This window comes from Fumia xinanensis (assembly GCF_014384905.1).
Taxonomy (GTDB): Bacteria; Bacillota; Clostridia; order Oscillospirales; family Ruminococcaceae; genus Fumia; species Fumia xinanensis.
Window position 1 is genome coordinate 793,835 of the sequence record NZ_JACRSV010000001.1, and the last position, 18,263, is coordinate 812,097.

Below are 18,263 nucleotides of genomic sequence, written 5' to 3' on the forward strand. Positions count from 1 at the left end.
ATTATAGTCTATGACAGGCCGGTTTTCAACCGGTTTTTTTCATACCGTGGAAAATTTGCGGAAAAGATTTTGATATCAGATTGCCGCGGACGCCATTCATCTGCGTTCGCAGGCGTCATATAGGAAAGGATTGGTCATATCATGAAAAAATGGAATGTGGGAATTATCGGCGCAACGGGAATGGTTGGCCAGCGCTTTGCAACGCTGCTCGAAAACCATCCCTGGTTTACCGTAACGGCTTTAGCCGCTTCTTCGAGAAGCGCCGGCAAACCGTACAGTGAAGTCGTCTCTAAGCGCTGGGCCATGAAAACAGAAATCCCCGCTTCCATGGCGGATATGGTCCTTTACGACGCTACGGCCGACATTGATAAAATCAAGGAAAAAGTGGATTTTGTCTTCTGTGCTGTCGATATGCCGAAAGACGAAATCAAAAAACTGGAAGAAATGTACGCCAAAGCGGAAGTCCCGGTAGTGTCCAACAACTCGGCACACCGCGGCACGCCCGACGTTCCCATGGTTATCCCGGAAATCAACGCAGACCATTTGGAAGTCATTGCCTCCCAAAGGAGACGTCTGGGTACCAAACGAGGCTTTGTGGCGGTCAAATCTAACTGCTCTTTGCAGAGTTATGTGCCCGCTCTGCATCCCTTAAAAGAAGTTTACGGTTTGAAAGCGGCCCTTGCCTGCACCTACCAGGCAATCTCCGGCGCGGGCAAAACGTTTGAAACGATGCCGGAAATCCTCGATAACATCATCCCCTATATCGGTGGGGAAGAGGAAAAAAGCGAGCAGGAGCCTCTGAAAATTTGGGGCAAAGTGGAAGGCGGCAAAATCGTCAGCGCCACCGAGCCCTCCATTACAGCTCAATGTCTGCGGGTTCCTGTCAGCGACGGACATACGGCCGCGGTTTTTGCAAAGTTTGAGAAAAAGCCTGAAATCGAGGACATCAAAAAGATTTGGGCCGAGTTCAAAGGCCCTGCCCAGGAATCGGGTCTCCCTTCCGCTCCCAAACAGTTCCTCCACTACTTTGAAGAGGATAACCGTCCTCAGGCGAAGCTGGACCGGGAACTGGAAGGCGGCATGGCTGTTTCGGTGGGACGTCTCCGCCCCGACAGCCAGTACGATGTAAAATTCGTCTGCCTTTCCCATAACACGCTGCGCGGTGCTGCCGGCGGTGCGGTTTTACTGGCGGAATTGCTGGCTGCAAAGGGTTATCTCGATTAAGAGATGTCAAAGCGATGCATACTACTGTCATGAGTCCCGAAAAGCGGAGAGCGTGACGGAATTTCCTGAAAAAGGGCATCCAACCCCGTATCGGGGCTGCGAATCCCGTTCTCACTGGGAAATACCGGTGAGGCACTATATCGATACGATCAATGGAGGGTATTACCCATGAAAAACACCATTTTTACCGGAGCCGGCATCGCTGTCGTCACTCCCATGAAGCAGGACGGCTCCATCGACTGGGAAAACTACGGCCGGATGCTTGACTGGCAGATCGACAACAAAGCAGATGCCATCATCGTCTGCGGTACTACCGGCGAATCGTCTACTCTAAACGACGAGGAGCACATCGAATCCATTCGTTTTGTTCAAAACCACGTAAACGGCCGTATTCCTGTTATCGCTGGGGCGGGCAGCAACGAGACAGCTTACGCCATCAAGCTGGCCAAAGAGTCAAAAGCGCTGGGTGTGGACGGTATTTTGGTCGTCACTCCCTACTATAACAAAACCTCTCAGCGGGGCCTCATCGCCCACTATAACGCCATCGCCGATGCCACTGACCTTCCGGTCATCGTTTACAGTGTGGCAGGCCGCACGGGCCTAAACGTCACTCCTGCCACCTGCAAGGAGCTTGCTAAACATCCTAACATTGTGGCCATCAAGGAAGCCAGCGGAAACATCTCCCAGGTAGCTTCCATCCGCCACCTCTGCGGCGACGATTTGGATGTTTATTCTGGAAACGACGATATGATTGTCCCCATCCTGTCCCTGGGCGGTAAAGGCGTTATCTCGGTGCTAGCCAATATCTGCCCCAAGGAGACTCACGATATCTGCCAGCTTTACTTCGACGGCAAGGTCAAAGAAGCGGAGAAACTCCAGCTTGATTATCTGGATTTGATTCAGGCGCTTTTTGTCGATGTGAACCCGATTCCGGTCAAAGAGGCGGTTGCAGCTATGGGATTCGGTGCAAACTTCTGTCGGATGCCCCTTTACGGTATGGACGACAGCGGTAAAAAAGTTCTCATGGACGCCATGAAGGCCCACGGGCTTTTGTAACTTAAAAACGCGTATCACAAAAGCCTGGAACAGTCGTTTCAGGCTTTTGGAGTACCTGGAAGGGTTATTTCCCGGGAAAAGGGGAGATTCTCTCCTAAAAGAAAGGATTGTTTCAATGAAGGATATATTGCTTTGCGGCTGCCAAGGTAAAATGGGCCATGTAGTCCGTGCCTGTGTTGCTGAACGGGAAGATTGCCGTATTGTGGCAGGCGTTGATGTAAACGCAGACGCTCAGGCGGATTTTCCAGTCTATCAAAATGCCATGGATTGTGGGGAAAAAGTGGATGTCATTATCGACTACTCCCATCCCAATTCGTTAGACGGGCTTTTGGAGTACTCTTTTGCGAAAAATGTTCCAATCGTGCTGGCTACCACCGGTTATCATCCCGACCAGATCCAGAAAATTGAGGAAGCCGCTAAAAAAATCCCGATTTTCTTTTCTTTTAATATGTCTCTGGGCATCAATCTGTTGGCGGAGCTGGCCAAAAAAGCGGCGGCCTTTTTGGGAGACCAGTTCGACATTGAAATCGTCGAGAAGCACCATAACCGAAAAGTCGACGCTCCCAGTGGTACAGCGCTGATGCTGGCCGACGCCATCAACGAGGCCATGGACAACAAAGAAGTCTACGTCTACGACCGGCATTCCGTCCGTAAAAAACGGGAGAAAAATGAGATCGGCATCTCTTCCATCCGGGGCGGCACCATCGTGGGCGAGCATGAGGTGATATTTGCTGGTCACGACGAAATCATCACCCTGGGCCATACCGCTATGTCCCGGGAAATTTTCGCCGTCGGCTCCATCAATGCGGCAATTTTTATGAGCAACCAACAGAAGCCCGGCCTGTACCGTATGTCGGACTTGCTGTAAAGAATGTTCCCTTTACAGAATGAATAAGCTGTAACAAACGGGTTTAAGGAGGTTTTGACATGAAGACAATCACCGCCATCACGACGACTGAAGATGTTGCATTGGTGACATTGAGTAAGGTTCCTGCTACAGTGGATTTTATTTCCCGGATTTTTGATGCGCTGGAAGAGGAGGGGGTCATCGTTGATATGATTTCCCAAACTGCCCTCACCGGCGAATACGTATCTGTTTCCTTTACAGCGGACAGCGAGGACATCGGCAAAATCATGGAGCTCTCTCAGCGGATCAGCCAGAAAAATCCCTCTATTCGGCCGCTTGTCAGCAACGGAAACGTCAAGGTTTCCCTCTATGGAGAAGAAATGCCCAACCGTTACGGCGTGGCGGCAGAGGTATTCCGCGTGCTGCGGGAATGCGAGACAGATATTTTGATGATCACCACGTCTGCTACCGATATTTCACTGCTTTTAGACAGCGCGACCAGTGAGCAGTGCATAGAAGCCCTCAAAAAGGCATATAATTTGTAAAAAAAATATGAACGAGCAAGAATAAACTTGTCTTTTGCTCCAAATTCTGCTATACTGTTACACGCATTACGCACGCACATTTTCACTGCGCAGGGTGCCAAACTGTATTGGTAGCGCGGCTATAATTGTGCGGAGGATGGCAGGGGAGACTCTGACCAAATAACCAAATTTAGGAGGGCTACTATGGGAGTAGTATCTATGAAACAGCTTTTGGAAGCTGGCGTACACTTTGGTCACCAGACCAGAAGATGGAACCCGAAAATGGCACCGTACATTTTCACTGAGAGAAACGGCATTTACATCATCGACCTGCAGAAAACCGTCAAGAAACTGGACGAAGCGTATATGTTTGTCCGTGACACCGCTCAAAACGGCGGCGAGATTCTCTTTGTCGGCACCAAGAAGCAGGCCGGCGATTCTGTCAGAGAAGAAGCGGAACGCTGCGGTATGCACTTTGTCAACGCCCGTTGGCTCGGCGGCATGCTCACAAACTTTAAGACCATCACCCGCAGAATCGACAGACTGGCTCAGCTTCGCAAAATGGAAGAGGACGGCACCTTTGAGTTGCTTCCCAAGAAAGAAGTCATCAAGCTGAAGCTGGAAATCGAGAAACTGGAAAAATTCATTGGCGGTATCAAGAACATGAAATCTTTGCCTGCCGCTTTGTTCATCGTAGACCCCAAGAAAGAGAAAATTGCGGTTGCGGAAGCGAGAAAGCTCCACATCCCGATTGTCGCCATCGTCGATACCAACTGTGATCCAGACGAAGTCGATTACGTCATTCCCGGCAACGACGACGCCATCCGTGCAGTCAAACTGATTGCAGGTGCCATGGCCAGTGCTGTCATGGAAGGCCGTCAGGGTAGCGCTGACGTTGCGGAAGCAACTCCGGAAGCTCCTGTTGAAGAAGTTGCCGCTGAATAATTTTCGAGGAAATGTTTGCAAAATGCCCGGAGGATTCTTCGGGCATTTTGATAAGATTAGGAGGAATAAATTATGGCATTCACTGCTAGCGATGTAAAAAATCTGCGTGAAAGAACTGGCTGCGGCATGATGGACTGTAAAAAAGCCCTGACTGAATCCGGCGGCGATATGGATAAAGCAATTGAACTTCTCCGTGAAAAAGGACTGGCTGCCGCTGCGAAAAAATCCGGCAGAATCGCGGCTGAAGGCTTGGTTGTCTCCGTTGTGGAAGGCAATGTAGGCGTTGTGCTGGAAGTTAACGCTGAAACCGACTTTGTTGCGAAAAACGCTGATTTTGTCGCTTTTGTAAACAGCGTTGCCCAGACCATCATCAAAGAAAATCCCGCTGACATCGAGGCGCTGAACGACATGAAATGTGTCGGCACCGATATGACCGTTGCCGAGGCTCTCCGCGAGAAAATCCTCGTCATCGGCGAGAACATGAATATCCGCCGTTTTGAGCGTCTTGAAGGAGCTTTGGTTCCTTACGTACACGGCGGCGGCAAAATCGGCGTCATGGTACAATTTGACACTGATTGTGCTGATAAAGATGGTTTCGTTGCCTGCGGCAAGGACATCGCTATGCAGGTTGCCGCTGCGGCTCCTCAGTACCTCTCCAAAGAGGAGGTTCCTTCTGAGGTTGTCGACAAAGAAAAAGAAATCCTCACCGCCCAGGCCATCAACGAGGGCAAACCCGCCGCTATCGCGGAGAAGATGGTCAATGGCAGAATCGCCAAATACTACAAAGAAGTCTGCCTGTTGGAGCAGCCCTTTATCAAAGACGACGAGCTCACTGTTGCAAAATACGTGGAGAACGTCGCCAAGGAATTGGGCGGCAAATTGGTTCTCACCAAATTTGTCCGCTTCGAAAAAGGCGAAGGCCTTGAGAAGAGAGAGGACAACTTTGCCGACGAAGTTGCCAGCATGATGAAATAATTTACTTTTTGTCACCTTCTGTTCCAGAATTGCAAATTGTCCGACCAAAAACGACAATTTGATCAATCGAAAAACAGCAAGAATTAACACCGGAATTGTCTGCAAAAAGACGGTTCCGGTGTTTTTTATTTCTGCAAAAAAGGTCTCAAGCCCCACAACCCGCCATTTAACCCGAAAGTTGCCCCTGAAAAACGCATATAGAACTGCGGTTTTATAATGATATTTTTTCTGTCGTTTTTCAATTAGACAACAACATAGATTTTCTGAAAAAATGGTATTTATTCGTAGAAAACAAGGCGTTTTTTCCGAAAAAAATAACGTGTCTCCGCGCACCGTCCAAAAATGGTATTATAAATATCTGGCCTGCGGTGAGAACGCCTTGTATACGGCAGAAAGGAAAAAGACAAATCCGCCCTTGACCGAAATGCAAAAGAATATCCGATGGGCGATCAACCGGTATTTTTACAGCGGCAGAAGAATGTCGTTAAATGGAGCCTATGAAATGCTTTTGCTGAGTAAATATACCCATTCAGACGGAAGCCTGATAGAAGGATACCCTACCTTTTATCAGTTCCGCTATTTCTATTACTCCCACGAAAACCCGATCAAAAAAGCAATCTCGCAACAGGGGTTGTCCTACTATCAACGCAACATGAGACCACTCTATGGAAAGTCTGCCTCTTACGCCAGGTCGATCGGGACATACGAAATAGACGCCACCGAAGCGGATATCTATCTGGTTTCAAAATTAGACCGAAGCCAGGTGATCGGAAGGCCGGTCATCTATATGGCGGTAGACGTTGCCTCGCAGTTGATCGCCGGGGTGTATGTGGGGCTGCAATGGGGAGAGGAATCGGTCATAGAGTGTCTCAGAAACGCGGCGTCTGATAAAGTGGAGTACGCTGCCCGGTACGGTATTGCTGTTACGAAAGACCAGTGGCTTTCCTGCGGGCTGCCGGGCTGCTTGGTGACAGACAGGGGAATGGAGTTTTTGGGAAAGCGCATGGAAGAACTGTGCGCCCGGTATGACATTACTGTTACCGGACTGCCGCCTTATCGTCCAGACCTCAAGGGCAGCGTGGAAAAAGCCTTCGACCTTTTACAGGGAAGGTACAAGCCTCTGTTGAAACGCCAGGGAGTGATAGAAGAGGATTTTCAGGAAAGGGGAGCGCCAGACTACAGGATGGAGGCTTCCCTGACGCTCTATGAGTTTACCCAAATCGTAATCCATTGTATCGTCTACAACGCAGGACGTGTCCAGTATCATTTTGTACGGACATCGGAGATGGCTGCAGACGACGTCCAGCCGGTGGCCAATCAGATATGGGACTGGTACGCTCAAAAAGGGCTGATGAATCTGATACCGGTTTCAGACAACGAAACACACGGCGTCCTTTTGCCGCGAGAGGATGGATTTTTAACAAGAAGAGGGCTTGCATTCCGTCATCTGACCTACCGCAATGACCGCTTTCATACCCGTTACGCAGTTGCCGGAATCAAGGGCAGGGAATCTGTAAAAGTGGCATACGACCCGCTTTGCACGGATACGGTTTACCTGATCGAGAACGGGGAATACATCCCGTTTTCCCTGACAGGCGCTTCTTCCGGATTCGAAAATACAACCTACGCAGAGGTATGCCGGTTTCTGGAGGAAGAGAGAGCTTTAAAAAATGAATGGAGAAAAAGGAAAGTGCAAAATAAAGTGGATTGTGCAAAAAGCATCCGCGAAATCGCTCAAAATGCAGCAGATCATCATCCGTCTCTCAATACGAAAGAATCTATTGAGAATATGAAGGAAAATAGAAGTCGCGAAGAAGATGGAGGAGCTTTATGAAAGCAGAATACCGTTTCGTACCGGCGTATCCGGATAACCCTTTTATCTCGTCTCTTCCCAAAAGGCTGACAGCAGGAGAGCTGATGGAAAAGATTCGGAGCAGTATACCGCCGTGGGATCGTTCTGTGCAAATGTCCTCTGTAGAAAGGCTTTCCCATTGCAACAAAATATATGAGGCGTTTTATCCGCTCCATTTTGCCCCAACGATATATAATCTGCTGTATAACGGTATGATCGGTTCCTATGCACAAAAGAATTCGGTAAAGGCAATCCGCCAGATGACAGCGATTCAGAATGCCATCGGTCGGAATCAGAGACCCTGTACAACGACTTTCTCCACCCAATCCATGAGCTGCTCGATACTGGGCATATCCGGAATCGGAAAGTCCTCTACCATTGCGAGGATCTTAAACCTGTTTCCGCAGGTAATCGAGCACACGGAATTTGAGGGAAGTCCGTTTTTCTGCAAACAGATCAATTATCTGAATGTGCAGTGTCCATCCGACTGTTCGGTAAAGGCCATGTGTACGGATATCCTGTTGCAAATAGACCGTATTTTGGGGACAGAGTATGCGGCAAAGGCCGTGAGAAGGCGGCAGTCTGTTACACTGGACGCTCTGGTGGCTCAGCTGTCTCAGCTTTGTATCACCCATAATATAGGGGTTATCATCATCGACGAGATACGAAATGTACTGTCCGCAAGCACAAAGGGAGGAAATCATGGAAGACTGGTGCGCTTTTTGGTACAGTTGATGAACGACACCGGTATTTGCGCTGTTTTGGTCGGTACGACGGAGGTAGGGGCGTTCTTTGATTCAGAACCGCATTTGGCAAGGAGGACGCGGGGACTGCGCATAGGAGCGCTGGAATACGGGGAACCATTTTATCATTTGCTGGCCGGTTTGTGGCAGATGCAGTACACTCAATTTTATCAGCCGCTGACAGACAGGATGGAGGGGCTGCTCTTTGAGATATCCGGCGGCCTTCCGGCGTGCTGGCACAGGTGATAGCACTGGCGCAGACCCATGCCATTGAATCCGGCGCGGAGGTTTTGTCGGAAGAAGTGATACGAAAAACCGTTTCCCTGTATCGGTTGAGAGCGCCGTCTGATACAAATGCCGTTACAGATCCTGCCTCTGACTTTCAGACAGCAAAATCCATCCTGTCTCAAGATGAGCCGCAGGGAAAAAGGGGAAGGCCGAAATGCTGTCGGGACAGCGGAGACCTATTGGCCTTATTGCAAAACAACAGAGAAAACGCCAGCCGGTTAAAAGAACGGCTGGCATCTTTGAAAATGCTGGAGGTACTGTGAAATGCTGCCGTTTTTCCCAACTCCATACCCGGAAGAACTGTGGTACTCCGTTCTCTGCCGGTATCACCTGCGGACGGGGAATAAGAAAACATCTACTACTATGAAAGAACTTTTCGGGAAAGCAAACGCTTCGATGAATATATTTTTTGCCAACCCAGGGTTTTACGGAGTGATCGACACATTGCCGAACGGACTGTTTGACAGGGAAGAACTGTATGACCGGCATACGCTGACGCCATATGTTTTAAGGTTCTCTCATGATTTAAGGAGAACAAAAACCCATCAGCATATTGTATGGGGAGCCGAAGAAAAGGAATACACTGGCAGCTTAAAACAGTGGACGTCCCAGGACGGCGGATATCTGCGCTTTTGTCCCATCTGTGCAAAGCGCGATCTTCAAACTTACGGGGAAACTTATTGGCATACGCCTCATCAGATACAGGCGATGCCGCTCTGCCCAATCCATAAATGCAGGTTGGAAAGGGCGGACGGGGCAGAGATGCGGACGCTGCGCCAAAAGTTTTATCCGGCGTCGTCAATCCCCAATTTGAAAACTACGGCAGACTGTAATGTCTCAGAGCAGGAGGTAAAGTTGAGCGATATGCTGTACGCTTTTTGGAATACACCTCTTGTGAATGACATCACATCACTGCCCGATTCGCTGTTTCACCTGCTCCAAAACAAGGATATTTTTCTTTCGGGGGGTATCAGGTGGAGTGGAAGCCGCTGTTGAAAGAGCTGGAATCCTATTGGGGGGAGACTTTTCATCAACTCATAGACCCCGAATACCTTTGGAATCAATCTTTACCACATCACCCGTACAGGGAGATACTGCCGTCCGGAATTATATGGATTGCTGGCTGTTTTTCTCAATCTTAGCCCGGAACAGATGTTAAATCCGATGACCATCCCGGATGAAATAAAGAGCAGGATGGAAAGGCTCTGCAAAGAAAGGGAAAGATGGGATAAAGGCAAAGCGGCTGAGGCGTTAGGAATCCCCACAAGGTTTTTGGAAATTGTTGTCAGGCAGAGAAACATGAAACCATTTTGGAACGATCAGCAGCAAAAGCTGCCTGTGCGGATTTATTTGGAAAAAGGGGATAAGGAAAGGGCAAAGCAGAGAATGGATAAGCTGCGGATGGGCAGTTTGGGTGAGTACGTCTCCTATTGCATGAGAAGGGAATGGGGGAGCAGTAAAGGGTAAAAGAAAGGCGGGAATGAGAATGTGTTTCTCAAACCCGCCTTTTGTTTTTTTATTACAAGAGGAAAATCGGAGATTTTCTACCTTGGTCGTAACAAAAAATAGCAGATGACGTACTCGCTATAGTTGAGTAGAATAGCTATTTTTTATTTCACCCACACGCCGTTCGCGTTGACCCAATATCCATCCGGGGTGTAACGGTTAGCATACATCGCTCCATCAGAGCCGACGTAGTACCATTTGTTGTTGTACCACTGAATCCATTTGTTCGTCGCCATGGTGCCGTCAGCCTGCATGAAGTACCACTTGTTTCCCGATTTCAGCCAGATTTTTACGACGGCTGCTCCGTAGTCGTTGAAGTAGTACCAGTTGCCTGACGCCTGCTTCCATTGGTCGAGTGTCATAATTCCATCGCTATCAAAGTAATATACTTTACCTTCGATAGTCTGAAGTCCTGTCTGCATAGCTCCTGTTTCACCGAAATAATATTGTTTTCCATCAATTGTTTGAAATCCTTTCAACATTTTGGGTTCTGTAGTAGGCTCTCCCATAGTCCACCCGGGCCCCTCTGAAAAGTAATACATCTTTCCATTGAGTTTTTTCCATTGATTTGCTTTAATACCGTAGTAATTGTACCAGTGTTTATCAACGTTATCATAAACCATATTGATCCCTGCTGCGACATTATGCTGCTCGTAGGCTTGGGTAGAAAGGTATGCGGAGCCATGCACATACAACGGTTTATCTGTAAAATGAATTGCAGTGTCCGGTACAACCAAATCAAATTCGTCTGTCATTCCATACCATTGGCCTTCAATCGTAGTTACCCCCCATGGAATAACAACAGGATCAATATGAGTGCTTAAAAAAGCATTTTCTTCGATTATTTCAACTTCCTGCGGAAATCGAATTGAATATTTGTTTTGTGGACATGAAATAAGTGTTTTATAATCCTTTGAATATAACGCCCCATCGTAGTCAGCTAAATAGGGGTTATTTTTATGAACTTGATAGGAGTTGGATGCAACGACTGGGGAATTCTTACAATTTTTACCGATTATCAAATTGTCTGGACGTAGCGAAAGAGCTCCGGTTTTAAATTCTGTTATTCCCTCTCCGACCACAAGAGTTTTTACATTTTTAGGATATTGTGGCCATTCGTCCCAATTTCGATTTGGAGAGAATATTACATTATTTCCAACAGTTTCTCTTTCTGTAAACCACGGATAAGTTCCATTTCCATTCAAGATCAGTTTTCTTGTCACTGAATTGTAAGACCAGGAGAAACCGTCTCCCAAGTCTACAGTTGTTTCGCTATTGGCGGCAGCGACACTGATACCAGCGATACATAGAGTTCCAAGCAACAATAATGCAATAATAATCGTAAAAACCTTTTTCATATTTTTCCCTCCAAACCTAATTGTTTTAAATAAGTTTCTAATAAGAAAACCCTGAGGATACCATTTGGGTTTCATAGCACATGTTTTACCAACAAAGAAGGCTAGAGCATAAACTCCAGCCTTTCTAAAATTTTGACATTAAAGTATTTCACCCACACGCCTGATTCATATCGACTTTAAACGCTGATTGAACCCGAAAAATATCATAGCCACATCACTATAGTACTATATTGTGTAAAGGAAGAAAATACTATTTATCGACAAATAATGACATTATTAAATTTAAATGTGAGTTAAAATTAATTTAAGAAAAATAATTTTATTTATATTATTTTTCTTAATAATATACCGTTATGGAATGAAAGGATGGTAAAAATGAAAAGAACAGCAGCATTGGTAATGACCATTGTAATGGCATTTGTGATTTCTTTTACCGGCGTTTCAGCTTCATCAGAAGCCGAACAAAATTCTTACGGCGGAAAACCAGATGTCACAATCGCAACAGCTCCTTTTCCCGGAGGCATGGAACAAGAAGAAGATAGTAACGGACAAGACAGCTTATCACTGGAAGAGTATATCGCTGGCGGATATGAAGAAGTTAACACGCTTTCTTGGATTAATAGCCTGAATTTAGAACAAAACGGAACAGTAGAATATGAAATTGTATATTTTGATAATGAAGTAACAAAATGTCAAATTTTACAGGAAAACGGCAGTATGCGTTTCCTGACTGGATGGGTACGAGACGGGGATTATTGGATATATTACGATAACTACGGAAATCAAGTTACAGGATGGTACAAAATTGATGGATTATGGTATTATTTTGATAGAGTGTATGGACGGATGCTGACTGGATGGCAGGAAATCGCCAGCGAGTGGTACTATTTTAATCCAAACGGTTCTATGAAGCATGGATGGCTTTACACGGGGGATCAAACAACATTTTATTATATGGGGGTTCCAGGCGACCCAGATACCGGAGCCATGTATACTGGAGGATGGTTGCACGATATTACTGGAAAGTGGTATTATATCAATGATGATGGGAAAATGATCATGGGATGGAAAACAGTAAGTGGAAAAACTTACTATTTTCTGGATACTGACGTAGTAGATACCAGTGGGGAGATGGTCACGGGAACCCATACAGTGGATGGCGTTACGTATATGTTTGATTCTAAAGGAGTAAGGATCAATAGCGCCCCGCCATCAAATATCTCCAATCGGAGCTTATATGTGCTGTTTTGTAATGATCTTGTAGATAAAGATGATAACCTTAACGCAGTCCACAATATCCAGACTTCAATGAAACGCATGGGGTATATGGACTGCACGTATTTGGCTATGCCATATTACCCGTATAAGGCATATGCACAACTGCCCTATAGTAACGTGGCTGTTTTACATGGTCATGGCGAACCCGGCGTCAGTTTTTATCAAGACCCCAGCGCACAGAAGAAAAATGACAATCATATGTTCTCTTCCCATACATTAAGCGATGGAAGCACTTATAGCTCATATGGATATTGGGCTGATTTAAATGTCACAGTAGAAAAAGATGATTATTTCATCGAAGATTATTTGCCAGGACAGCTCAGTAATCTGGACTTTGTGTGCATAATTTCCTGTTACAGTGCCAGAAAACAATTGCTGAGGGATACTACTAAATATATGAATGAATCTATGGCGGGGGCGATACACAATAAGGGCGCTAAAGCAGTAATGGGTTATTATAATAGGGTGGCAGGCGGAGAATTTTATGCAGACTTTCTTTTTAACTATTTGGAACAGGGGCAAGATATAAAGACTGCTATTAAAAGCGCTAACGAGCAATATGCGCATCTTTATGGCGTACCGGATCCTAACGCCAAGGAACCTACATCTCCGCACCATCCTAAAAATCAACGCTTTGTGGGAAACGGTTCGATTTGTTTAAATAAATCTTTCAGTAATGACTCATATTCTCAAATACCAGATAATTGGATTTATCGTACCCCTGTAAAAGTTGCTCCTTCTCTCGACTACACGGGTACTGAACAGTTCAAAATATCCAAGCTGTATCACGTAGTAAATAATGTGGACGCTGTCATTAAAACAGACTATTTTACAAAAGATGGGATCGAATACGGATATGATGAAACCGGAAGGCTTGTGTCTATCGATATGAATCGGGAGTACACAGAAAAATCGCCGGACGAGGTAACGGAAGAAAGAATGCTTCAATCGCTTCGAACCCAATTGAGCGGGTGGATTCCGGATGCAGAGTACTATGATGTTTCTCTCTTTATGGAATCTATTGGCGGATATCAGGCTATGATGGAAAATGAAATGAACGACATCATTGCAGCATATTTTGACGAAGCCGGAAAGTTAGATCGAGTTATTATAGATTACAAAAACACATTTGTGCCCACAGTAGAACAGCAAGCACACTATGAGGCGGAGTTGGAGAAATACCTGTCAGAAAAAGCCGGAACCTATTCCAGTTACACCATAGAGACAGAATACAGGTCAGTTCAGGATAAAAATTTTGCCATTTATACCATCTATTTTGATAAAGAGGGTGGGGGTTCCTGGGCAGAAAAAATCGCCGTTGGATGACAGTGTGTAATCGAGGAGGCGTACCATGAAAAAGAAAGTCCTTTGGATTTCGCTCACGGCGGTTCTTGTGGTAATTATCACCGTGGTCAGTATTGTTTTAGTGCGGACGGCGACTCCGCTTTCTATGAAAGATGATCCTTCTCTGAAATATGTAGGCAGCGAACAGATTAAAATGTCTGAGATTTATGATGTGGTCAATGGTGTGGACGCTGTCATTAAAACAGACTATTTTACAAAAGATGGGATCGAATACGGATATGATGAAACCGGAAGGCTTGTGTCTATCGATATGAATCGGGAGTACACAGAAAAATCGTCGGACGAGGTAACGGAAGAAAGAATGCTTCAATCGCTTCGAACCCAATTGAGCGGGTGGATTCCGGATGCAGAGTACTATGATGTTTCTCTCTTTATGGAATCTATTGGCGGATATCAGGCTATGATGGAAAATGAAATGAACGACATCATTGCAGCATATTTTGACGAAGCCGGAAAGTTGGATCGAGTTATTATAGATTACAAAAACACATTCGTGCCCACAGTAGAACAGCAAGCACACTATGAGGCGGAGTTGGAGAAATACCTGTCAGAAAAAGCCGGAACCTATTCCAGTTATACCATAGAGACAGAATACAGGTCAGTTCAGGATAAAAATTTTGCCATTTATACCATCTATTTTGAAAGGGATGTAGCAACGGGCAACTATTCAGACACTTGGCCTCAAACAATCGCCATTGGGTAAAAGTTTTGTAAAAGATGTCAATCATGCGAAAGAAAGTAGCTTGGATAATACTTGTTGTGGTTATGACTGTTACCGCTGCACTCAGTATGATTTTCATATGGCCGGTTCCTTCGTTTGAAAAAGAACGTGATCTCCCGATACTATATCAAAAAATCGCAGCATATCTGATGGATGATTATCTGATTAAATTTAATGCTATCCATCAAACCGAGGGAGAAGTGGCCTTGTTTGATTTGTACAAAGTCGATTTGTCAGAAGATCAGAGAGAGGAAATATTAGAGTATCTTGAAAAGAAATATCCTCCGGTCAACTTCAATGAACCCGTTCAGATGACTAGCGGGGGATATATCGTCGGCTCATATCCTGTTTGTGAAATACGTAATTTATATAAGATAAAAGCATGGGGGAGGTACTATCAGGCTGTATTCTGTCAATTGCAATGGGCAGATGAGCATGGTTGGCTACAATATACACAATTTAAGCTTTCTTATGTATTTAAAAATGGACAGTGGAAGTTCCTTGAAGAAAGCGTGGTTACTTAAGCTGATGAATACGACCGACATATAGAACAATAAGGCTGCGCATATCAATATATAAATGTTTAAAAAATAGGGAGTAGATTAATATCTGCTCCCTAAAACTTTATATTATAATCCACCATTACATCTTGGAATTCTTGTATTGCATTTACGACACCGCCACTTTTTCAAGCAACGGCCCTTGCCTATACAAAATCTCTAATGCCCTATTGGGATTACCTATCCAGTCGGATAACTCATTTTCACTTAGCACCACTGGCATTCGATTGTGGATATCTGATACAGATTTATTGGCTGCTGTCGTGAGAATCACCATCCGGCGCTCGTCTCCGTAATCATTATACAGCCCTGCCAAATACAGCGCTCCACCGCTTGGACAATTGAAAAGATACTTTATCTTCTCCTTATCCTGCGTCCACTCGTAGAATCCGGTCGTCGGGACGACACACCGGCGAGTCTGTAGGCTCTCCTTAAATGTCCGTTTTTCCTCAGCAGTTTCCGACCGGGCGTTGATAATGACACCTTTATTCCTGAAGTTGGGGAATCCCCAGATTACCGGCTGTGGACGGAGCTCATTTTGTTCTTGTACCAACACCGCCACCTGATTTGTGGGGTAAATCTCCCCTGTCTTTATAGAGGAAGCCCCGTATTTGCGCTGCACCTCTTCAATGATTTTGCTGATCTCCCGGCTTTCTTCCGCTGAAAAATTATATCTTCCACACATTATTGCATCACCTTCGCTTCAACGAACCATTTATTTTCTTCCAAATACAAAAATGTCCGCACCCCATTAATCTGGCAAGTATATCGGATGCCAGCCCCGCCTACTTTAAGGGAGGCTCTCCTATCCACTGATAATATCTTATCTATTTCATATCGAGTGCCATCGTCCCAGAGCACTTCAAGAGGGCGAATCTTTCCATCAGCAGAAAACTCCGTGATCACATCGACATATTTCTTAATTCTCTCCATCGTCTCACCTCAAAAAGCTCACGGGATGAATATTGTGATCGTCGTAGGGGTTGCACCCTGATAAAGCCCTGTCCGCCAGCATAAGCCCTCTTTGTACAGCAAAATTGCCAAATCTGCTTTTGAGGCCATCCACCGTCTGTTCCAGTATCTCCATTTTTCGGCGCTTTATATCATCACCCATAAAATCAAGCTGTTCCGGCACCGTATCCGGCACCAGATCCCCCACGGACAATCCAAGGCTCCGAATCGGCATCTCCCACTTGTAATTTGCATGAAAAATCCCCATGGCTTCCCGCGTAATATCAGTTGCAAGGCTCGTATATCTGCCAATCTTATGCTGCCTCACAAAAGATTTCAAGGCACAATCCCGCACTTGAATTGAGATTACCCGCCCCTTTAGCCCATGGTCCCGGAGCCGCCTTGCAATGCTCTCTGCCAGCAGTTGCAGGATTATCCTTACATCATTATCGTTGTAGAGGTCTCGCGGTGTCGTGGTGCTATTTCCTATAGATTTGATGACCTGTTCTGTATCACAACGCGCCACCGGAGTATCATCGCGCCCCTGCGCAAATACCCACAGCATATCTCCTATTTTGCCCATCCACCGGTGAAGATTTTCCACAGGCGTGGTAGCAAGCTCCCCAATGGTGTATACTCGGCGCTCATTTAGCTTTCGGCTAGTATCCCTTCCCACCATCAGCAAATCGCTCACCGGCAGCGGCCATACAATCTCCCTATAATTATCGGGTGTGATATTCGTAATGCCGCAGGGCTTCTTATAATCACTCCCCAGCTTGGCGAAAATCTTATTATAGGATACTCCGATGCTCACGGTTATTCCCAGTTCCCGCCAAACAGTCTGCTGGATTTCTTTTGCGATTGCTTCACCATCTCCAAATGTGGTACTGCCGGTCACATCAAGCCAATTTTCGTCGAGGCCAAAGGGCTCTACCTGATCTGTATATCGCATATAGATGTCACGGCAAAGGTGAGAAAAACGCATATAGAGCCGAAAATCAGGAGGTACGATTACCAAATCTTTGCATTTCTGCTTGGCCTGCCACAGCACATCCCCGGTCTGAATACCGTATTTTTTGGCAATCTGATTTTTTGCTAGAATGATGCCGTGTCTCTGTTCCGGGTCGCCTCCTACCGCCAGTGGCTTATTGCGCAACTCCGGACGGTGCAATGCCTCCACACTCGCGTAAAAGGCATCACAGTCAACATGCAATATGGTTCTCAAGTCTTTCACCTCGCCTTGAACATCTGTTCTTATTATAGCAAGGTATAGCGCAGATTTCAAAGGTAATTACTGGAAACAAAAAGGCCGGAGGCAAATCGCCCCCGGCTCAAATATTTTTTTCCAAAAACCAAAAGCCGCAAGAATGTGCGCACATCCTCACGGCTTGATTGGTTCGGCTTTTGCAAAGAATATTGTATCGCAACACAATCGCAATTGCAACCTCTATTCCCTCAACTCTTTCTCAATCGCCTCCACAATAAAAGCGTTCAAGCTCATGCCGCGACTTTCGGCGTGGGCCTTTATTTTTTCCTTTTGGCCTTTTTTCACCTGCACAATTATCCTATCATATTTTTCAGCTTGATATTTATTTTTATACGCAGTTATTTTCGTTCCCATTTTATCACCTCCCAATCATTATACCTTATCTCAAGTGTCTTGTACACGATGAAAATCCATAAAATATCTTGTACAAGATTGTATATTTTGCCAATTGGAAATATCGTGTACACGATATATAATAGAAGCATAGAGAGGGGGTGATAAAAATGAGCAAGCGAAAGCGGCAAAGGCCGCAAAACAAAAAGACTACCAAGCCAAAGATTGATGTTCGCACCATCTTAATCAGCGGCCTGATAGACTTGATAGTCGGAGCAATACTTATCCTGATCGACAAACTGCTCCACTAAATCACTGGGAGTGGGAATCCACCCACCCCCATTATATTAACTCCAACAGAAAAAGTCAAGGAGGGCGAAATGAACGCATTGACGATATTGGGAACGATTCTAATCGCCTTTGGAATCGCAAAAGTAATCGTATATTTGTTGAAGAAATAATGGGAGGAA

Annotated in this window: 20 protein-coding genes; 15 read left to right on the top strand and 5 right to left on the bottom strand. The window is 45.8% G+C overall.

What is annotated here, in order from left to right; genetic code table 11:
• Positions 1–141: 141 nt before the first annotated feature.
• The 11 genes from asd to H8710_RS03760 all read left to right on the top strand — a co-directional run bounded on the left by asd (position 142) and on the right by H8710_RS03760 (position 9,921).
• The gene (asd, locus tag H8710_RS03710) at positions 142–1,224 is read left to right on the top strand and encodes an aspartate-semialdehyde dehydrogenase (protein WP_249294053.1); all 1,083 of its coding nucleotides are present in this window, start codon (positions 142–144) and stop codon (positions 1,222–1,224) included.
• 168 nt (positions 1,225–1,392) lie between these two features.
• A complete protein-coding gene (gene dapA / locus H8710_RS03715; protein ID WP_249294054.1) occupies positions 1,393–2,280 on the top strand; it encodes a 4-hydroxy-tetrahydrodipicolinate synthase in 888 nt (295 codons plus the stop codon).
• Between the two features lie 115 nt (positions 2,281–2,395).
• Entirely contained in the window at positions 2,396–3,148 is a 753-nt protein-coding gene (gene dapB / locus H8710_RS03720) for a 4-hydroxy-tetrahydrodipicolinate reductase (RefSeq protein WP_249294055.1), read from the top strand.
• A gap of 59 nt (positions 3,149–3,207) precedes the next feature.
• Positions 3,208–3,672: an ACT domain-containing protein gene (locus H8710_RS03725; RefSeq protein WP_249294056.1), complete on the top strand. Its 465-nt coding sequence runs from the start codon at positions 3,208–3,210 to the stop codon at positions 3,670–3,672.
• Positions 3,673–3,855: 183 nt separating this feature from the next.
• Positions 3,856–4,596, top strand: a complete 741-nt coding sequence (gene rpsB, locus H8710_RS03730; RefSeq protein ID WP_249294057.1) for a 30S ribosomal protein S2 — start codon at positions 3,856–3,858, stop codon at positions 4,594–4,596.
• A gap of 72 nt (positions 4,597–4,668) precedes the next feature.
• Complete coding sequence (gene tsf / locus H8710_RS03735; RefSeq protein WP_249294058.1) at positions 4,669–5,571, top strand: translation elongation factor Ts; 903 nt, start codon at positions 4,669–4,671, stop codon at positions 5,569–5,571.
• A 424-nt stretch (positions 5,572–5,995) separates the two neighbouring features.
• Positions 5,996–7,405, top strand: a complete 1,410-nt coding sequence (locus H8710_RS03740) for an integrase catalytic domain-containing protein (protein ID WP_249294711.1) — start codon at positions 5,996–5,998, stop codon at positions 7,403–7,405.
• Positions 7,402–8,412, top strand: a complete 1,011-nt coding sequence (locus tag H8710_RS03745) for an ATP-binding protein (protein ID WP_249294059.1) — start codon at positions 7,402–7,404, stop codon at positions 8,410–8,412. The genes H8710_RS03740 and H8710_RS03745 overlap by 4 nt, the downstream gene beginning before the upstream one ends.
• A complete protein-coding gene (locus tag H8710_RS03750; RefSeq protein WP_249294060.1) occupies positions 8,397–8,717 on the top strand; it encodes a hypothetical protein in 321 nt (106 codons plus the stop codon). The genes H8710_RS03745 and H8710_RS03750 overlap by 16 nt, the downstream gene beginning before the upstream one ends.
• A 1-nt stretch (position 8,718) precedes the next feature.
• Positions 8,719–9,450, top strand: a complete 732-nt coding sequence (locus H8710_RS03755; RefSeq protein ID WP_249294061.1) for a TniQ family protein — start codon at positions 8,719–8,721, stop codon at positions 9,448–9,450.
• A gap of 303 nt (positions 9,451–9,753) precedes the next feature.
• A complete protein-coding gene (locus tag H8710_RS03760) occupies positions 9,754–9,921 on the top strand; it encodes a hypothetical protein (RefSeq protein WP_249294062.1) in 168 nt (55 codons plus the stop codon).
• A gap of 143 nt (positions 9,922–10,064) precedes the next feature.
• Here H8710_RS03760 and H8710_RS03765 read toward each other — a convergent pair whose 3' ends face one another.
• Positions 10,065–11,318 carry an N-acetylmuramoyl-L-alanine amidase family protein gene (locus H8710_RS03765; RefSeq protein WP_249294063.1) on the bottom strand — a complete coding sequence of 418 codons (1,254 nt, stop codon included), beginning with the start codon at positions 11,316–11,318 and terminating at the stop codon, positions 10,065–10,067.
• A gap of 375 nt (positions 11,319–11,693) precedes the next feature.
• Here H8710_RS03765 and H8710_RS03770 point away from each other — a divergent pair, with 375 nt between their 5' ends.
• From H8710_RS03770 to H8710_RS03780, 3 genes are read left to right on the top strand one after another with little or no spacing between them, the layout of a single operon-like run.
• A complete protein-coding gene (locus H8710_RS03770; RefSeq protein ID WP_249294064.1) occupies positions 11,694–13,922 on the top strand; it encodes an N-acetylmuramoyl-L-alanine amidase family protein in 2,229 nt (742 codons plus the stop codon).
• A gap of 25 nt (positions 13,923–13,947) precedes the next feature.
• Positions 13,948–14,664 carry a hypothetical protein gene (locus tag H8710_RS03775; RefSeq protein WP_249294065.1) on the top strand — a complete coding sequence of 239 codons (717 nt, stop codon included), beginning with the start codon at positions 13,948–13,950 and terminating at the stop codon, positions 14,662–14,664.
• A gap of 23 nt (positions 14,665–14,687) precedes the next feature.
• Entirely contained in the window at positions 14,688–15,206 is a 519-nt protein-coding gene (locus tag H8710_RS03780) for a hypothetical protein (protein WP_249294066.1), read from the top strand.
• Positions 15,207–15,351: 145 nt separating this feature from the next.
• Here the strand turns inward: H8710_RS03780 and H8710_RS03785 are convergent, their stop codons facing one another.
• The 4 genes from H8710_RS03785 to H8710_RS03800 all read right to left on the bottom strand — a co-directional run bounded on the left by H8710_RS03785 (position 15,352) and on the right by H8710_RS03800 (position 17,814).
• A complete protein-coding gene (locus tag H8710_RS03785) occupies positions 15,352–15,927 on the bottom strand; it encodes an SOS response-associated peptidase (RefSeq protein WP_249294067.1) in 576 nt (191 codons plus the stop codon).
• The gene (locus tag H8710_RS03790) at positions 15,927–16,175 is read right to left on the bottom strand and encodes a hypothetical protein (protein ID WP_249294068.1); all 249 of its coding nucleotides are present in this window, start codon (positions 16,173–16,175) and stop codon (positions 15,927–15,929) included. The genes H8710_RS03785 and H8710_RS03790 overlap by 1 nt, the downstream gene beginning before the upstream one ends.
• A gap of 4 nt (positions 16,176–16,179) precedes the next feature.
• Positions 16,180–17,418 carry a DNA polymerase IV gene (gene dinB, locus H8710_RS03795; RefSeq protein ID WP_249294069.1) on the bottom strand — a complete coding sequence of 413 codons (1,239 nt, stop codon included), beginning with the start codon at positions 17,416–17,418 and terminating at the stop codon, positions 16,180–16,182.
• 222 nt (positions 17,419–17,640) lie between these two features.
• Positions 17,641–17,814: an antitoxin gene (locus H8710_RS03800; RefSeq protein ID WP_249294070.1), complete on the bottom strand. Its 174-nt coding sequence runs from the start codon at positions 17,812–17,814 to the stop codon at positions 17,641–17,643.
• A gap of 149 nt (positions 17,815–17,963) precedes the next feature.
• Here H8710_RS03800 and H8710_RS03805 point away from each other — a divergent pair, with 149 nt between their 5' ends.
• A complete protein-coding gene (locus tag H8710_RS03805; protein WP_249294071.1) occupies positions 17,964–18,104 on the top strand; it encodes a hypothetical protein in 141 nt (46 codons plus the stop codon).
• Positions 18,105–18,263: the final 159 nt, after the last annotated feature.

Excerpts from the sequence above, each read along its gene's own strand:
- asd (WP_249294053.1), top strand. The coding sequence starts at position 142 with ATGAAAAAATGGAATGTGGGAATTATCGGCGCAACGGGAATGGTTGGC.
- dapA (WP_249294054.1), top strand. The coding sequence starts at position 1,393 with ATGAAAAACACCATTTTTACCGGAGCCGGCATCGCTGTCGTCACTCCC.
- dapB (WP_249294055.1), top strand. The coding sequence starts at position 2,396 with ATGAAGGATATATTGCTTTGCGGCTGCCAAGGTAAAATGGGCCATGTA.
- H8710_RS03725 (WP_249294056.1), top strand. The coding sequence starts at position 3,208 with ATGAAGACAATCACCGCCATCACGACGACTGAAGATGTTGCATTGGTG.
- rpsB (WP_249294057.1), top strand. The coding sequence starts at position 3,856 with ATGGGAGTAGTATCTATGAAACAGCTTTTGGAAGCTGGCGTACACTTT.
- tsf (WP_249294058.1), top strand. The coding sequence starts at position 4,669 with ATGGCATTCACTGCTAGCGATGTAAAAAATCTGCGTGAAAGAACTGGC.
- H8710_RS03740 (WP_249294711.1), top strand. The coding sequence starts at position 5,996 with ATGCAAAAGAATATCCGATGGGCGATCAACCGGTATTTTTACAGCGGC.
- H8710_RS03745 (WP_249294059.1), top strand. The coding sequence starts at position 7,402 with ATGAAAGCAGAATACCGTTTCGTACCGGCGTATCCGGATAACCCTTTT.
- H8710_RS03755 (WP_249294061.1), top strand. The coding sequence starts at position 8,719 with ATGCTGCCGTTTTTCCCAACTCCATACCCGGAAGAACTGTGGTACTCC.
- H8710_RS03760 (WP_249294062.1), top strand. The coding sequence starts at position 9,754 with ATGAAACCATTTTGGAACGATCAGCAGCAAAAGCTGCCTGTGCGGATT.
- H8710_RS03765 (WP_249294063.1), bottom strand. The coding sequence starts at position 11,318 with ATGAAAAAGGTTTTTACGATTATTATTGCATTATTGTTGCTTGGAACT.
- H8710_RS03770 (WP_249294064.1), top strand. The coding sequence starts at position 11,694 with ATGAAAAGAACAGCAGCATTGGTAATGACCATTGTAATGGCATTTGTG.
- H8710_RS03775 (WP_249294065.1), top strand. The coding sequence starts at position 13,948 with ATGAAAAAGAAAGTCCTTTGGATTTCGCTCACGGCGGTTCTTGTGGTA.
- H8710_RS03780 (WP_249294066.1), top strand. The coding sequence starts at position 14,688 with ATGCGAAAGAAAGTAGCTTGGATAATACTTGTTGTGGTTATGACTGTT.
- H8710_RS03785 (WP_249294067.1), bottom strand. The coding sequence starts at position 15,927 with ATGTGTGGAAGATATAATTTTTCAGCGGAAGAAAGCCGGGAGATCAGC.
- H8710_RS03790 (WP_249294068.1), bottom strand. The coding sequence starts at position 16,175 with ATGGAGAGAATTAAGAAATATGTCGATGTGATCACGGAGTTTTCTGCT.
- H8710_RS03800 (WP_249294070.1), bottom strand. The coding sequence starts at position 17,814 with ATGGGAACGAAAATAACTGCGTATAAAAATAAATATCAAGCTGAAAAA.
- H8710_RS03805 (WP_249294071.1), top strand. The coding sequence starts at position 17,964 with ATGAGCAAGCGAAAGCGGCAAAGGCCGCAAAACAAAAAGACTACCAAG.